The organism is Streptomyces sp. MMBL 11-1 (assembly GCF_028622875.1).
Taxonomy (GTDB): Bacteria; Actinomycetota; Actinomycetes; order Streptomycetales; family Streptomycetaceae; genus Streptomyces.
Window position 1 is genome coordinate 3,843,923 of sequence record NZ_CP117709.1, and the last position, 16,031, is coordinate 3,859,953.

Below are 16,031 nucleotides of genomic sequence, written 5' to 3' on the forward strand. Positions count from 1 at the left end.
CATACCGGAACACGGCCCGCCCTTTGCTCTCTCTCGGTTTCCGCATCACCTCTGCGTGGATACGATGCGTTCTGGGACGGCGTATCCATGGTGATCGACCTCAGAGGAGGGCGGAGGCCTTGCGAGGAGTGAGCCGCGGTCGGCTCGTCACGGTCGGGCTGGGGCTGGGCGCTGTCGGGGGATTCGTCGGCAGTCTGTTCCATGAACGGAGCGCACTGGCAGCCGCACGTGGGGCGGCGGGCGAAGGAAGTGAGGGATCGCCGTCATGGGCCGTCGGCTGGCACCACTCACCCTGGACAACCTTCCGGATCTCCCCGGGCGTTGCCGTTCGTGCGTCTTCTGGGAGCTTGACCCGGTCAGCGGGGAAGCCGCGGTAAAGGCGGGCAAGCCGGAGCTGGAGAAGGAAGCCTGGGTCTCCGCGGTCCTCCTGGAGTGGGGGTCCTGCGGCCGGGTGGTCTATGTGGACGACGTGCCGGCGGGCTTCGTGCTCTACGCCCCGCCCGCGTACGTCCCCCGCTCGACCGCTTTCCCGACCAGTCCGGTCTCCCCCGACGCCGTCCAGCTCATCACCGGGCGGATCATTCCCGCATACCAGGGTCAGGGGCTGGGCCGGGTCATGGTGCAGACCGTGGCCAAGGACGTTCTGCGCCGGGGCTTCAAGGCGATCGAGGCGATCGGAGACGCGCGGTCCGGGCAGACCACCTGCGTACTCCCCGCGGACCACCTGCTGGCCGTCGGCTTCAAGACGGTGCGGCCGCATCCCGTGCACCCACGGCTGAGGCTGGATCTGCGGACGACGCTTTCCTGGAAGGAAGACGTGGAGATGGCGCTCGACCGGCTTCTGGGGGCGGTTCAGAAGGAACCGGTATTGCGGCCGCTGTGAGGACGGGCCCCTGTCGGCCGCACGGGAAACGGGCCCGCCCCTTCAAGGGACGGGCCCGTTTCACGTGAAACATTGCGCCGGACGCTGGAGCGCGGTTACGCGCTGATGAAGCCGTCGAGGTCGCGGAGGATCGCGGCCTTCGGCTTGGCGCCGACGATGGTCTTGGCGACCTCGCCGCCCTGGTACACATTCAGGGTGGGGATGGACATCACGCCGTACTTGGCGGCGGTGGCGGGGTTCTCGTCGATGTTGAGCTTGACGATCTGGATCTGGTCGCCGTGCTCTGCCGCGATCGCCTCCAGCGACGGGGCGATCTGGCGGCACGGGCCGCACCAGGCGGCCCAGAAGTCCACCAGGACGGGCTTGTCGCTCTTGAGGACGACCTCGTCGAAGGTGTCATCCGTAACGTGCTTCAGGGCGCCGGCCACGGCGGCCTCCTTGCTTTCTGGGGGGGTGAGGGTGTGATGCGGACGGTCAGACGGCCGGGGTCTTCTCCGGCTCGGCGGGCTCGGCGTCGGCCAGGGCCGCGAGGAAGCGCTCGGCGTCCAGGGCGGCGGAGCAGCCGGTGCCCGCTGCCGTGATGGCCTGCCGGTAGGTGTGGTCGACCACGTCTCCGGCGCCGAAGACGCCGGTGAGGTTGGTGCGGGTGGAGGGCGCCTCGACCTTCAGGTAACCCTCGTCGTCGAGCTCCAGCTGGCCCTTGAAGAGCTCGGTGCGCGGGTCATGGCCGACGGCGATGAACAGGCCGGTCACGGGGAGCTCGGACGTCTCGCCGGTCTTGGTGTTGCGCAGGGTCAGACCGGAGAGCTTCTGGTCGCCCTTGATCTCGGCGACCTCGCTGTCCCAGGCGAACTTGATCTTCGGGTCGGCGAAGGCGCGGTCCTGCATGGCCTTGGAGGCACGCAGGGTGTCACGGCGGTGGACGATCGTGACGGACTTGGCGAAGCGGGAGAGGAAGGTCGCCTCCTCCATCGCGGTGTCGCCGCCGCCGATCACGGCGATGTCGTGGTCCTTGAAGAAGAAGCCGTCGCAGGTGGCGCACCAGGAGACGCCGCGTCCGGAGAGGGCGTCCTCGTTGGGCAGTCCGAGCTTGCGGTGCTGGGAACCGGTCGTGACGATGACGGCCTTTGCGCGGTGGACGGTGCCCGCGGTGTCCGTGACGGTCTTGACCTCACCGGTGAGGTCGACCGCGACCACGTCGTCGGGGATCAGCTCGGCACCGAAGCGCTCGGCCTGGGCCCGCATGTTGTCCATGAGCTCGGGGCCCATGATGCCGTCCTGGAAGCCGGGGAAGTTCTCCACGTCGGTGGTGTTCATCAGCGCACCCCCGGCCGTGACGGCGCCCTCGAAGACCAACGGGTTCAGCGAGGCACGGGCGGTGTACAGCGCGGCGGTGTACCCGGCCGGTCCGGAGCCGATGATGATCACATTACGGACGTCGCTCACGGGTTTCTTCCTCGTTTCTGCAGACTGCCTAACTGCCTACGGGGTCGGTTCAACGACTCTCACCCCACCCAACGGATCCTACGGCTGATGCATTCCCGAACGGGCCGCGGCGGTCGCGGACGGCTTTCAGGGGCGGTCGTAGGTGCGGGTGAGCAGCAGCTGTCCGGTGGTCTCCGGGGCGGTGTCCACACAGGAGGCGGCCACGAGATAGGCCTGGACGCGTGAGGAGTCGCTCGGGTGCGGAAGGACGACGAGATAGGTGTCCGCTCCCTGGTACGTCCCCTCGTCGAGGGCGAGGGCGGGCGTGGTGCGGCCGGTGGCCTGCTGGACACAGGGAGGAACGACGACGGCAGGGGCCTGCAAGGGGCTCCTGGACGCCTCGGCGTCGGGAGTGAGGGCCTCACTCGTCGACTTGGTGTCCGCGCCCGGCGGCACCTTCTGGGCGCCTGGGCTCTTCTGGCCGGCCCCGCCGCCGAGGAGGTCCTGTACCCGGGATCCCAGCGTGCCGTCGGTATAGGTGTGCGCGCCGCTCTCCGCGGCGCTGACCCCACTGTCGGCCGCGGTCTTGGAGGCGTCGCCGGACGGGGCGATGGACTGGAGGAAGAAGACGCTCATGCCGATGACCGCAGCGCCGAACGCGGTGCCGAGGACCACAGCGCGCCGCCGTCGACGGCTGGGACGGCGGCCCGGCCCGGTGGCGGCGGAGGACCGGCCCGCGGGGCGGTCCTGGACGGAGGCGCCTCCGCTCCCGGGAGCGGACTTGCTCGTCGCACCGGCGGTTGTCGTGTCTTCGGCGGTCGTTGTTTCACGTGAAACAACGACCGACTCGTCCGTGGCGGGAGCGGTGGGTCGGATCTCCGCCGCGAGAGCCGCGTCGATGCGGGCGGAGACGTCCTCGGGCATCGGCTCGGGAGCTGGCATCGTTCCGAGCAGCTCTCGGATCTCTGTCAGGGAGTCCCGAATCTCTGAGCAGAGGTCGCACCCCGCTACATGCTGCCGGACTTCCGCAGTACGGGAAGGGGAGAGCAGCCCCTCGGTGAGATCGGAGATTTCGGAGATCTCCGGGTGCTGAGCCGTGTCGGCCGTGGAGGTCACGGGCGCCCACCTCCTCCCTTCGTAGCGGCAGGATCGCTTGTTCCTGAGTCTCTGGGTCCTGACGCAGGTGGGACGGATGCTCCGGGCGTCCGGTTCCTTCCGGCCAAGCCGTTCTCCCCGCCGGGGGTCCGCCCCCCGGTTCCCGCGCGCAGATGGCGGACCAGGGGGGCCAGTCTCGCCCTGCCCCGGGCACATCGGCTTTTCACCGTGCCGGTCGGCACCTCGAGGACGTCGGCTGCCTCCGCGACGGAGTAGCCCTGCATGTCGACCAGGACGAGGGCCGCCCGCTGCTCGGCGGGCAGCGTGGCCAGGGCTTCCTGGAGCTGGCGGTGGAGGTCCTGCCGCACGGCGGGGGCCTCGGCCGACTCGTGGGGTTCCAGGAGCTGATCGAGCCGTTCGGCGTCGTCCACGGGGGACGTCTTGCGGGAGGCGGCCTTGCGGACCCGGTCGAGGCAGGCGTTGACGGTGATCCGGTGCAGCCAGGTGGTCACCGCGGACTGGCCGCGGAAGGTGTGGGCGGCGCGGAAGGCGTTGACGAGGGCGTCCTGGACGGCGTCGGCCGCTTCTTCCCTGTCCCCCAGAGTGCGCAGCGCCACGGCCCAGAGCCGGTCGCGGTGGCGGCGTACGAGTTCACCGAAGGCGTCGGGGTCGCCCGCCACATGCTGGGCGAGCAGGTCCGAGTCGCTCGGTGCCTCTGGTGGAACGGAATCCACCGTGCTCCCCCTCCGAACCGGATCCGATGTCATATGTGGGCCGCGCCCGGCGAAGCGGGGCGACGGGGAGAAGCCTGCCGTCACGGGTGTGACGGGCGCAACCCTTGTCGCCGCGCGTGGCCGGTGGGCGCGTGGTCCGCCCCACAGTAACGGGGCGGTGGATCAGCCGAGGACGGAGATGTCGGTGATGCCGCCCCGGTAGCCGCCCGTGCCGTCCGAGGGGAGCTCCGTGATGTGGATCAGGACGTAGCGCGTGCGGATGGGCTCATCGAGCTTCTCCTGCAGCTTCGATCCCGCGATGGCCCGCTTGGTGATCGGCTGGTCGAAGTCGGCCGTCGCGGACGGGGACGAGGCGCTCGGGGAGGCGGCGAGCACGGTCGCGGTCTGCCCCTTCCGGTACAGGGAGACGTCGATGCCGGAGACGTTCCGCACCTTGCCGAGGTCGACGATGATCCCACTGCCCTGCTTGCGCTGTGGGAGGTTGCCGAAGTTGGCGAAGCCCTCGTACCGCGGGGTGACCCAGTGGGTTGCGGAGTTGCCGTCGATGGTGTTCGGCACATCCCGCTCCTTGATGCCGGAGCCGTCGGGCATGAACTCCGTGGCCCCCGCGATGTGCAGGGGTTCGGCGGATGGCGCGGGCTTTTTGTCCTTGTTCTTGTCGTCCTCGTTCGGTTCGGTGACGCCGGTGTCCTCGGAGCCCTTGGTGCGGTCGAGCAAGGCCTCCGCGAGCTGCCAGCTTCCGAGGCCCAGCGCGGCGATGAGGAGCGCCGAGACGGTCCACTTGAGCGCGCGGCCGGCACGACTCTGGAGCGGGGCCGGAGGGGCCGCCATCACGGGCTGGGCGACGGCGGACGGGTGGGAGGACGGGCGCCCGTACGTGCCCTGCTGATAGGTCGTGCGCTGGTACGCCGGCGGCGCGTTGAACGTGGGTTCCGGAGGGAGGATGCGCGGCATGGCCGCGACGGCCTTGGCCAGCTCGTCCGGGGTGGTGCAGGGCGGTTCCTGCCGGGAGGCGGTGGCGCCGTCGTTGGCGAGCGCCCGCATGGCGAGCTCGGAGAGGCCGCGGTGGATGCCGGCCCGGACCTGGTCCGGGGCGATGAGCCCCATGTTCTTGGGGAGCCCGGCGAGCCCGTGTGCGTCGCTTCCGTACGGCCAGCGGTGGGTCAGCGCCGCGTACAGGAGGGCGCCGATCGCCTCGGTGTCCGTCCGGAGGGGGTGTTCCGCGGTGATGCCGCGCAGGGCGGCGTTCACCGCGAGGCCGCGGATGCGGTACTGCCCGGTGGAGCTGCGCAGGACCGCGCCGGGGGTGAGGCGCAGATGGGACAGGCCCTCGCGGTGGGCGGCGGCCATCGCCTGGGAGAGCTGGCTGACGAGCTGGTAGGCGTCGTGGGCCTCCATCGGCCCGGTGGCCAGCAGAGCGGTGAGCTCGGTGGCGTCCGGCAGCCATTCGTGGACCACGTAGACGAGGTCGTTCTCCTCGACGGCGTCCAGGACCTGGACGAAGCGGGGGTCGCCGAGGAGGGCCGAGGAGCGGGCGGCGGCCAGCACCGAGCGGGCCCGCGGGTGGTCCGCGGGCAGCAGGTGCACGCCCACCGCCCGGCGGAGCTTCTCGTCGACAGCCCGCCAGCTGCTGAAGCCGTCCAGGCGGGTGACGCACTCCTCCAGGCGGTAGCGCCCGGCGAGTTTGTGACCGCTGTGCAGGTCGGGTGACGCCGGAACGGCCTCGGAACGCTCCCGCCCACCGTCCGTGTTCTCGGTGTCCTTGGGGCTCGCGCCCTTGGTGTCCTCGGCTTGCGCCGTCCCGTCGGTCGTGGCCTCGTCCGCCTTGGCGGCCAGCGGCTCGTCGCCGCTGTTGTCGGTCACGTCGACGGCAGCCGTGCTACGTTCCGCCACCGTCGTTCCTGCCTCCCCATCCGTTGCGCGATGCCAGCCAGCTCTGCACAGTCACGCCAATTGTGCCCACACTCCGGCGCTATGCACGACACGCGGAGTGCGGCGATGGTTGTGCGGGCGCGTACTCATTCAGCGTCCGAGCCGTCCACGGACCATGCCCACCAGGCCGTTGACCTCTTCGATGCGCATCTTCTTCGCCGCGACGAAGAAGATGCCGAGGAGGAGGACGCCGCCGCAGATCAGCGCGGCCAGCGAGCCGAGAGCACCGGTGCCGACCAGTTCCAGGATGCCGAATCCGGCGGCGCCGCCGACCAGTGCGGCGGGCACCGCGGCCATGCAGAGGCGGGCGTAGGTGCGCACGATGTGCGCGCCGTCCAGGTCGCCGCCCAGCCGGTCGCGCAGCCGGCGCCAGGCGACGCCGACGCCGATCGCGTAGGCCAGACCGTAGGAGAAGGCCATGCCGACGACGGCCCAGCGGGCGGGCAGGACGACGTAACAGAGCGCGGAGGCGGCGGCGTTGGCGGCGGCCACGATGACCGTGTTGTAGAAGGGGGTGCGGGTGTCCTCGTAGGCGTAGAACCCGCGGAGGACGACGTACTGCACGGAGTACGGGATCAGGCCGAGCGCGAACGCCATGAGGATGAAGCCCATGGAGCGGGCGGCCTCGATGCCGCTGGAGGCGTACAGCAGGGTGGCCATCGGCAGGCCGAGCGCCAGGAAGGCGAAGGCCACCGGGACGATCGCGACGGCCGAGGTGCGCAGTCCCTGCGAGATGTCGTCGCGGACCGCGCCGGGGTCGTTGTCGTGGGCGGCGCGGGAGATGCGGGGCAGCAGAGCGGCCATGACCGAGACGGTGATGATGGCCTGCGGCATGCCCCAGATCAGCTGGGCGTTGGAGTAGGCCAGGAACCCGGTGCCGTCGTGGCCCGAGGCCGCGCCGGCCGCCGTGGACAGCTGGGTGACGACCAGCACACCGGCCTGGTTGGCGAGGACGAAGAGCACGGTCCACTTGGCCAGCTTGACGGTCCTGCCCAGCCCGTGGCCCTTCCAGTCGAACCGGGGGCGGAAGCGGAAGCCCGTCTCGCGCAGGTAGGGGATCATCGCCAGGGACTGGACGACGAGGCCGAGCAGGGTGCCGATTCCCAGCAGCCGGACGCCCTCCGGCGGGATGGTGTCCACGCCCATCTGTGACTCACCGGATGTGCCGTAGACCCAGATGAACAGCCCGAACGTGATGATCATGACGATGTTGTTGAGGACCGGGGTCCACATCATCGCGCCGAACCTGCCGCGGGCGTTGAGAATCTGACCCATCACCACGTGCACGCCCATGAAGAAGATGGTCGGCAGGCAGTAGCGGGCGAAGGTGACGGCGACGCTGTTGGCGGCGACATCGTTCGCGATCGTGGGGGACAGCATGTGGATCAGCGTCGGGGCGGCGAACACCGCGACGGCGACGATCGCACCGAGCGTGACCATCACCAGCGTCAGCAGCCGGTTCGCGAAGGCCTCGCCGCCGTCCTCGTCGTTCTTCATGGCGCGAACGAGCTGCGGGACGAAGACCGAGTTCAGCCCGCCGCCGACGGTGAGGATGTAGATCATCGTCGGCAGGGTGTACGCGATGGTGAAGCTGTCGCCGAGCAGTACGGCGCCGAGTGCGGCGGTGATCACCAGGGACCGCACGAACCCGGTGAGCCGGGAGACGAGGGTGCCGGCGGCCATGACCGCGCTGGACTTGAGGATTCCGGAGACCTTGCCGCCGCCGCCCTGGGCGGGCGCGGGTGCGGGAGTCGGTTCGGGCTGGGGCGGTACGGGGGGCTTCCCCGACCCCTCCTGGTCCCGGAAGAGATGGGCGAAGGCGTCCGGTTCCTGCCGGTCGTCCGACGCCTGGGTGACGAGGGCGTCGACTCCGACGAACTGCGTGGTCGCCGGGCGGTCCCCGTACGGCAGGTGCCGGGAGGGCCCCGCCGGCTCGGGGGGCGGGGGCTGGGCCCAGATGCGCGGGTCGGGGGCGTACGGAGCGGGGGGCGGCTGCTGGTAGAGCGGCCCCGGCTCCTGGTACGTGCCGGGGGGCGGCGGCGGGTGCGCGGCGCGGTCGTAGAGTGCCTCGCCCACCGGGTCCTGGGCGGCCAGGTCCTGCGCCCGGTAGGGGTCGTCCTCGTAAGCGTGCTGGAGGTACGGGTCCGGCGGCACGGAGCCGTCCTGGCCGGCGCCCGGAGGAACCGGAGGCCCGCCCGGAGACGCAGCTCCGCCCGCGCCCTGCCCGCGGTCACCGTCGTACGGCGCGTTCATGGAAACCCCTACCTCATCGTCCCCGGCCGACCGGCCACGACAGACATCGCTCAACGGTCCACTTTCTCACCCGTTCCCGACGGGGCCCCGCTTTCCGGACCGGTGTCCGGAGTCGGGTCACTCGGCTGCTCGGGTCCGCCGCCGTTGCCGTCCGCCGTGTCGCTTGCCACAGCGCGCTTGCGGTGGCTGTACATCCTGACGCCCGCCAGCACCAGGAGCAGCAGACCACCGGCGAGGACGAGCAGCACGGTGGGCGTCACCTCGGAGACCTTCACGGTGAAGGTCATCTCCTCGCCGTACTGGGTGCCGTCCTCCGTGAACAGCCGGGCTGTCACCTGGGCGCGGCCGTTGGCGCTGGTCGCCGTGTCGAACTTCACCGACTGGCTGTGGCCCCCCGCGACGGTGACCGGCAGTTCGGCCGTGCTCCCGTCGTCGTTGAACTTGAGCCGGATGTTGTCCGAGGTCAGCTGGAGAACCAGCCGGTCCACGCCCTGCACCAGCTTGTTCTGCACGGTGACGGGGATCGTCGCGCTGCGCCCGGAGAGGGTGACGTCGGACTTCTCGATGAGCTGCACCTCGGAGGTGAGGCTCTGCAGATAGTCGCGGACCGCGTCCCGGTACTGCTGCGCGTCCAGGGGCTGTCCGCGCCAGGACGTCGACATCGAGCGGTTGACGGCGTTGCCGAAGGGCGTCACCACGCGCTCGGGCTGCGTCAGGATCGTCTCGAAGCTGTCGAGCGAGCCCTGGGTGGTGCGGATGTCCTGGAACGCCTGCGTGGGCAGTTCCTGGGCCCGGAGCTTCTTGGGGTACGCGGAGGCCCGGGGGACCTTGGCGGTGGCCCTCGGGTCGGGCTTCACCTCGGCGGCGGCGACGAGGTCGAGGGGCTGGGTCCAGCGGTTGCCCGCCAGGCCCTCCAGAGCGCGGGCCATCGTCTGGGCCTGTGCGGTGGTGGGCATCCGCGGCGGGGCCACGACGATGCTGCGCTCGTCGTCCGGCGCCTGCTCGGTCAGTGCGAGGGTGTGGGCGAGGAACTTCTGGACCGCGCGGGTGGCGGAGCCCGCCCTCGACATGTCGCCGTCGAACAAGGTCGACAGCCGCGCGTCCGCGACGACCGCGGTGGTGCCCCCGCCGATCGGCCGCGCCGCGGTCGGCGTGTACGGAAGTTTCGTGGTCTCCCGGAAGCTGTCGCTGCGGGCGATCACGTTGTGGGCCCCCGCCGAGGTCGCCACATCGACGATGGAGGAGTCCACGGCGCCGTTCACGGGCCAGGCGAAGTCGGTGGAGGGCTTCACATGGAGGATGGTCTCCACCGTGGTCGCGGCCACCGCGGAGGCGTTCTGCAGATGGCTGAGCGTTCCGGAGACGTTCTTGCCGCGGTGCGCGATGGAGGCCAGATCGGGGTCGGCGAACGGCAGCGCGACCACCTTGCCGTCCTCCACCACCTTCTCCAGCGCGGTGAGCCACTGCTTGGCGACTGCCTGGTTCTTGCCCGGGACGGTCGTGTCACCCGACTCGACCTCGTACTTCCCGGCCATCGCCGCGACGCTCGCCAGAAGGTCCGGGTCGACGACCCAGGTCACGGGGAGCCGGCTGCCCAGGGACACCAGCTGCTCCAGCCGGCCACCGGGTGCCAGTTCCTTGGCCAGGTCGTCGTCGGTGAACACGGGGGTCTGCTGTTCGTCCGAGCGGGTCTCCGCCGTGACGTGGGGAGAGGCGATCAGGGGCCAGAGGAAGGTGAGCTTCGTCCTGCTGTCGCTCGCCTCGGGCTGCCAGGGCAGGTACGAGCGCTCGATGCCCAGCACCCGCTCGTAGGGGGTGCTGGTCGTTCGGCCGGAGACCGAGACGCCGAGCCGGTAGACGCCCGGGTCGTCCAGGCCGAGCTTGTCGACGGGCACGGTGAGCGTGAAGTCCTGGCTGATCCCCTTGGCGAGCTTGGGGAACGTCACCGTGTACTTCTCCCCGACGGGGGCCGGGTCGACGCCCGGAACGTACGCGGAGCGCTTCGCGGCGTCGTCGACCTCGCCACGGCCGGAGAGCCGGGGGCCGACCCGCAGATCGACCTCGGCGCTGCTGATCGTCTCCTTGCCCCTGTTGGTGAGTGTTCCGGAGACGGTCAGGGTGTCGTCCTCCGCCGGAACGCTCGGGGAGAGCGTGTTCAGGGACACATCGACCGTACGGGAGCCGGTGGGGGCCTTGGCGGGCTCGGCGGCCGGAGCGGCACCGGTGGCCGGAACGGCCAGCAGACCGGCCAGCAGAGGTGCTCCGAGCACCGCTGCGGCCGTGCGCCGGAGCCACCGGCGGGCAGGAGAGGGACGCGTCCCCTGGAAGTCTGCCGCCTCGGCCACGCGCCTACCCGTCCCTCGTCGTCATCAGATGCTGTCGATCGTTCGGTCCTGCGTCCCCGCATGGTAACGAGGTGCGGCGGGCCGAAGTGCTGGGGTCCATCGCACATGATCGCGGGGGCCCCGCAGGGTCCCCGTAAACGATGACGCCCGGGCCGGTCCGTGCACGTACCCTTTTCTGTTGTGCCGAACGCCAACGAAGAGAACGCCAGTGCACTGAGCCAGGTGCAGCACCGCGCGGTGAGTGAACTGCTCCGGGTGTCCCCCGTCGCCGACGACCTCGCCCGTCGATTCCAGGAGGCCGGATTCGGCCTCGCGCTGGTCGGCGGCTCGGTCCGCGACGCACTGCTGGGCAGGCTCGGGAACGACTTGGACTTCACCACCGATGCCCGCCCCGAGGACGTGCTCAAGATCGTCCGCCCCTGGGCCGACTCGGTGTGGGAGGTCGGGATCGCCTTCGGCACCGTCGGTTCCCAGAAGGACGGCTACCAGATCGAGGTCACGACCTACCGGTCCGAGGCCTACGACCGGACCTCGCGCAAGCCGGAGGTCTCCTACGGCGACTCCATCGAGGACGACCTCGTACGCCGCGACTTCACGGTCAACGCGATGGCCGTGGCTCTGCCGGAGAAGGAGTTCGTCGACCCGTACGGAGGTCTCAAGGACCTCGCCGAGCGGGTGCTGCGCACCCCGGGCACGCCCGAGAACTCCTTCTCCGACGACCCGCTGCGGATGCTGCGCGCGGCCCGCTTCGCCGCGCAGCTCGACTTCGAGGTCGCCCCCGACGTCGTCACCGCCATGACGGAGATGGCCGCGCGGATCGGCATCGTCTCCGCCGAGCGGGTCCGCGACGAACTCAACAAGCTGCTGCTCTCTCAGCACCCGCGCAAGGGTCTGGGTCTCCTGGTCGACACGGGGCTGGCCGAGCAGGTGCTGCCGGAGCTGCCCGCACTGCGCCTGGAGAGTGACGAGCATCACCGCCACAAGGACGTCTACGAGCACTCGCTGATCGTCCTGGAGCAGGCCATCGGCTTGGAGGAGGACGGACCGGACCTCGTGCTGCGTCTGGCCGCGCTGCTCCATGACATCGGCAAACCGAGGACCCGCCGCTTCGAGAAGGACGGCAGGGTCTCCTTCCACCACCACGAGGTGGTGGGCGCGAAGATGACGAAGAAGCGCATGACCGAGCTCAAATACTCCAACGAGCTGGTCAAGGACGTGTCGAAACTGGTGGAGCTGCACCTGCGATTCCACGGGTACGGCGACGGAGAGTGGACCGACTCCGCGGTGCGCCGGTATGTGCGCGACGCCGGGCCGCTGCTCGAACGTCTCCACAAGCTGACCAGGTCGGACTGCACGACCCGGAACAAGCGCAAGGCGAACGCGCTCTCCCGCACCTATGACGGGCTGGAGGAGCGCATCGCCCTGCTGCAGGAGCAGGAGGAGCTCGACTCGATCCGCCCCGATCTGGACGGCAACGAGATCATGCGGATCCTCGGTGTCGGCCCCGGCCCGGTGATCGGCAAGGCGTACGGGTTCCTGCTGGAGCTGCGCCTGGAGCACGGGCCGATGGAGAGGGATGAAGCGGTGGCGGCGCTCAAGGAGTGGTGGGCGCGCCAGGACTGAGCCCGGCGGGGCGATGTTTCACGTGAAACATCAGCCGTTGGATGTGCCGAGGGGCGTTGTTTCACGTGAAACAACGCCCCTCGGCACATTCATGACCGGTTACCGGTCACCGGAGGGCGTCGGTGCGTCGTCGGCGGAACATCCCCGCCGCGACCACCGCGTACAGCACCGAGACGACCGTCACGACGGCGACTGATCTGCCGTCCGGCGGGAGCATCAGGGCCGCCACCCCTGCGGCGCTCACGAACGCGACGTTGAAGAGCACGTCGTAGAGCGCGAAGACCCGGCCGCGGAAGGAATCGTCGACCGAGGTCTGCACGACCGTGTCGGTCGCGATCTTCGACCCCTGGGTCACGACGCCGAGCACGAACGCGGCGATCAGCATCGGGGCGGGAGCGAAGGAGAGGCCCAGGGCGGGCGCCAGGACCGCTGCCGAGCCGGCGCAGCCCACGATCCACCCGTACCGGCCGAACTGCCCCACCGCCCATGGAGTGAGGACGGCGGCGACGAAGAACCCCGCGCCGGACACCCCGACCGCCAGACCGAGCAGGGCCAGTCCGTCGGACTCGGTGTCCGACCAGGCGTAGCGGCACAGCATGAGCACCATCACGGTGAGCGCGCCGTAACAGAAGCGGATCACGGTCATCGCGGCGAGTGCCCCGGCCGCATGTCTCCGCTGTGCCAGGTGGCGCAGCCCGGCGATGAGCCCGCGCGCGGTGACGGCCAGAGCGGCCCGCAGCCGCAGGGGCGTCCCGTCGGTATCCGGTCCCAGCAGAGCGCGGGGCAGGCTCAGGGACGCCAGCGCGGAGAGCAGGTAGAGCATCGACCCCAGCAGGACCACCGCCGCGTCGGACTCGTCGGCCACCAGTCGTACGACGAAAGCGAGGCCGCCTCCCGCGGTGGCCGCCAGGGTGCCCGCGGTGGGGGACAGGGAGTTGGCGACGACGAGACGGTCGGTGTCGACCACCCGGGGCAGGGCGGCGGAGAGACCGGCCAGCACGAAACGGTTGACGGCGGTGACGCACAGGGCCGAGACGTAGAAGAGCCAGTCGGGCACCGGGGCGAGCATCAGCAGGGCCGTGGAGCAGGCCAGAGCGGCCCGCAGAAGGTTCCCGTAGAGGAAGACCTGCCGCCGGGGCCAGCGGTCCAGCAGAACCCCCGCGAAGGGCCCGATCAGGGAGTAGGGCAGGAGAAGCACGGCCATCGCGGAAGCGATGGCGGCGGCCGACGTCTGCTTCTCGGGGGAGAAGACGACGTACGCGGCGAGGGCGACCTGGTAGACGCCGTCGGCGGACTGGGACAGCAGCCGCACGGTGAGCAGGCGGCGGAAGTTCCGCAGGCGCAGCAGGGTGCGCAGATCACGCGCGACAGACATGGGAGCAAGCGTCACACACGTAGGGGGTCCGCGGGCGGATTGCCCGGGGACCCCCTACGTGCGGCAGGAAGAGGTGAGCGTCTCCGCTCAGCGCTCCGGTGAGACTGTGTCAGCCGGGAAGGCCGGCTCAGCTCTCGGTGTCGCCGTTGATGAACTTCTCGACGTTCTCGCGCGCCTCGTCGTCGAAGTACTGCACCGGCGGGCTCTTCATGAAGTAGCTGGAAGCCGAGAGGATCGGGCCACCGATGCCGCGGTCCTTGGCGATCTTCGCCGCACGGACGGCGTCGATGATGACACCGGCCGAGTTCGGGGAGTCCCACACCTCGAGCTTGTACTCGAGGTTCAGCGGAACGTCGCCGAACGCGCGGCCCTCAAGGCGCACGTACGCCCACTTGCGGTCGTCCAGCCAGGCCACGTAGTCGGAGGGGCCGATGTGGACGTTGCCCGCACCGAGCTCACGGTCACGGATCTGCGAGGTGACGGCCTGCGTCTTGGAGATCTTCTTGGACTCCAGGCGCTCACGCTCGAGCATGTTCTTGAAGTCCATGTTGCCGCCGACGTTCAGCTGCATCGTGCGGTCGAGGATGACACCGCGGTCCTCGAAGAGCTTCGCCATCACGCGGTGCGTGATGGTGGCGCCCACCTGGGACTTGATGTCGTCGCCGACGATCGGGACACCGGCCTCGGTGAACTTGTCCGCCCACTCCTTGGTGCCGGCGATGAACACCGGGAGAGCGTTGACGAACGCGACCTTGGCGTCGATGGCGCACTGCGCGTAGAACTTCGCAGCGACCTCGGAACCGACGGGCAGGTAGCAGACGAGAACGTCGACCTGCTTGTCCTTGAGGACCTGGACGACGTCGACCGGGGCGTCCGCGGACTCCTCGATCGTCTCGCGGTAGTACTTGCCCAGGCCGTCGTGGGTGTGGCCGCGCTGGACGGTCACGCCCGTGTTCGGCACGTCCGCGATCTTGATGGTGTTGTTCTCGCTGGCGCCGATGGCGTCCGCGAGGTCGAGGCCGACCTTCTTCGCGTCGACGTCGAAGGCGGCGACGAACTCGACGTCACTGACGTGGTACTCGCCGAACTGGACGTGCATCAGACCGGGCACCTTGCCGGCCGGATCGGCGTCCTTGTAGTACTCGACGCCCTGCACCAGCGAGGCGGCGCAGTTGCCCACGCCTACGATGGCTACGCGAACCGAACCCATTCCGGTTGCTCCCTGTGTAATCGGTGTTTCCGATGAAGTCGCCGCGGAGTGCGATGACTTCACTTGGCGGTGTCGTCGGACGGATCCGGCCGGGTGTTGTCCCGATGCCGGGGCAGGCCGCCCGTCTCTCCAGGTGTGTCCTGCTGAGCAGAGCCCTCGGGCGAGGATCGTCTCTGATCCCGTCCCGACCGCTCGCTCTCGATGAGCTCGTTCAGCCAGCGCACTTCGCGCTCCACGGACTCCATGCCGTGACGCTGCAGCTCAAGTGTGTAGTCGTCGAGTCGTTCACGGGTGCGGGCGAGGGAGGCGCGCATCTTCTCCAGGCGCTCCTCCAGCCGGCTGCGGCGGCCTTCGAGCACCCGCATCCGCACCTCGCGTTCGGTCTGGCCGAAGAAGGCGAAGCGCGCTGCGAAGTGCTCGTCCTCCCAGGCATCCGGACCGGTGTGCGACAGCAGCTCCTCGAAGTGCTCCTTACCTTCTGCCGTCAAGCGGTAGACGATCTTCGCCCGGCGCCCTGTCAGTGAGGAGGAGGAAGCGGCCGAGCGTCCGGCGGCCGGCGTGGTGTCCGCCGGGGCACCGGCGGGCTCCTCGATCAACCAGCCGCTGGCGACCAGCGTCTTGAGGCAGGGATAGAGCGTTCCGTAGCTGAACGCACGGAAGATCCCCAGCGAGGTGTTGAGGCGTTTGCGCAGCTCATAGCCGTGCATCGGCGATTCGCGGAGCAGGCCGAGAACAGCGAACTCGAGGATGCCGGAGCGTCTGCTCACCGGTGTCTCCCCCTTCTCCCGCTGCCTCCGCCGGCACGGTCCACCGGAACCATCGGCGTACCTATGCCGTGCTGATGTATCGACTCGATACATCAGCACGATAGATCGGTCCGTCCTGTTCGACAAGGGTGACCTTCGTGAACGGCGTCACATCAACAATTCCCAGGGTTCGACTTGCGTTGTTTGGGGTGAAGTTCGGCGCTAGGCAGGTTTTGACCGTGCGTAGTCTGTGCGGCATGCAGACCACCGGGAACCGCGAGGCGCTTACGTGCGTCAGTCATCGCGGACTGCCGGATGTACTGCGGATGAGCCTTCCGCAGTGGCTTGTCCGTAATTCGGGGGGACCGGATCTCAACTGCCGCTTCCAGGCGCTCTCGCCTGCCCGAGGA

12 protein-coding genes are annotated in these 16,031 nt (G+C 69.6%); 2 read left to right on the forward strand and 10 right to left on the reverse strand.

Annotated elements, in window-relative coordinates:
* Positions 1-265 precede the first annotated feature (265 nt).
* The gene (locus PSQ21_RS16655; RefSeq protein WP_274031308.1) at positions 266-883 is read left to right on the forward strand and encodes a GNAT family N-acetyltransferase; all 618 of its coding nucleotides are present in this window, start codon (positions 266-268) and stop codon (positions 881-883) included.
* A 95-nt stretch (positions 884-978) separates the two neighbouring features.
* Here the strand turns inward: PSQ21_RS16655 and trxA are convergent, their stop codons facing one another.
* From trxA to PSQ21_RS16690, 7 genes are all read right to left on the reverse strand, one after another.
* Entirely contained in the window at positions 979-1,311 is a 333-nt protein-coding gene (trxA, locus tag PSQ21_RS16660; RefSeq protein ID WP_274031309.1) for a thioredoxin, read from the reverse strand.
* Between the two features lie 46 nt (positions 1,312-1,357).
* Complete coding sequence (gene trxB / locus PSQ21_RS16665) at positions 1,358-2,329, reverse strand: thioredoxin-disulfide reductase (RefSeq protein ID WP_274031311.1); 972 nt, start codon at positions 2,327-2,329, stop codon at positions 1,358-1,360.
* A 126-nt stretch (positions 2,330-2,455) separates the two neighbouring features.
* Positions 2,456-3,424: an anti-sigma factor family protein gene (locus PSQ21_RS16670; protein ID WP_274031312.1), complete on the reverse strand. Its 969-nt coding sequence runs from the start codon at positions 3,422-3,424 to the stop codon at positions 2,456-2,458.
* Positions 3,421-4,137 (reverse strand): RNA polymerase sigma factor SigM, encoded by a 717-nt coding sequence (gene sigM / locus PSQ21_RS16675; RefSeq protein WP_274031313.1) that lies wholly within the window; start codon positions 4,135-4,137, stop codon positions 3,421-3,423. Before sigM ends, PSQ21_RS16670 begins: the two co-directional genes overlap by 4 nt.
* A 162-nt stretch (positions 4,138-4,299) precedes the next feature.
* Entirely contained in the window at positions 4,300-6,030 is a 1,731-nt protein-coding gene (locus PSQ21_RS16680) for a protein kinase family protein (RefSeq protein WP_274031314.1), read from the reverse strand.
* Positions 6,031-6,159: 129 nt separating this feature from the next.
* Positions 6,160-8,322, reverse strand: a complete 2,163-nt coding sequence (murJ, locus tag PSQ21_RS16685) for a murein biosynthesis integral membrane protein MurJ (RefSeq protein ID WP_274031315.1) — start codon at positions 8,320-8,322, stop codon at positions 6,160-6,162.
* A 50-nt stretch (positions 8,323-8,372) separates the two neighbouring features.
* The gene (locus PSQ21_RS16690; RefSeq protein WP_274031316.1) at positions 8,373-10,667 is read right to left on the reverse strand and encodes a DUF6049 family protein; all 2,295 of its coding nucleotides are present in this window, start codon (positions 10,665-10,667) and stop codon (positions 8,373-8,375) included.
* A gap of 180 nt (positions 10,668-10,847) precedes the next feature.
* On the opposite strand from PSQ21_RS16690, the gene PSQ21_RS16695 reads away from it, so the two are divergent.
* Entirely contained in the window at positions 10,848-12,290 is a 1,443-nt protein-coding gene (locus PSQ21_RS16695; RefSeq protein WP_274031317.1) for a CCA tRNA nucleotidyltransferase, read from the forward strand.
* 106 nt (positions 12,291-12,396) lie between these two features.
* Here the strand turns inward: PSQ21_RS16695 and PSQ21_RS16700 are convergent, their stop codons facing one another.
* The 3 genes from PSQ21_RS16700 to PSQ21_RS16710 form a co-directional block, all read right to left on the reverse strand.
* Positions 12,397-13,665: an MFS transporter gene (locus tag PSQ21_RS16700; protein WP_274031318.1), complete on the reverse strand. Its 1,269-nt coding sequence runs from the start codon at positions 13,663-13,665 to the stop codon at positions 12,397-12,399.
* A 127-nt stretch (positions 13,666-13,792) separates the two neighbouring features.
* Entirely contained in the window at positions 13,793-14,875 is a 1,083-nt protein-coding gene (locus PSQ21_RS16705; protein ID WP_274031319.1) for an inositol-3-phosphate synthase, read from the reverse strand.
* Positions 14,876-14,934: 59 nt separating this feature from the next.
* Positions 14,935-15,642, reverse strand: a complete 708-nt coding sequence (locus PSQ21_RS16710; RefSeq protein WP_274031320.1) for a PadR family transcriptional regulator — start codon at positions 15,640-15,642, stop codon at positions 14,935-14,937.
* Between the last annotated feature and the right edge of the window lie 389 nt (positions 15,643-16,031).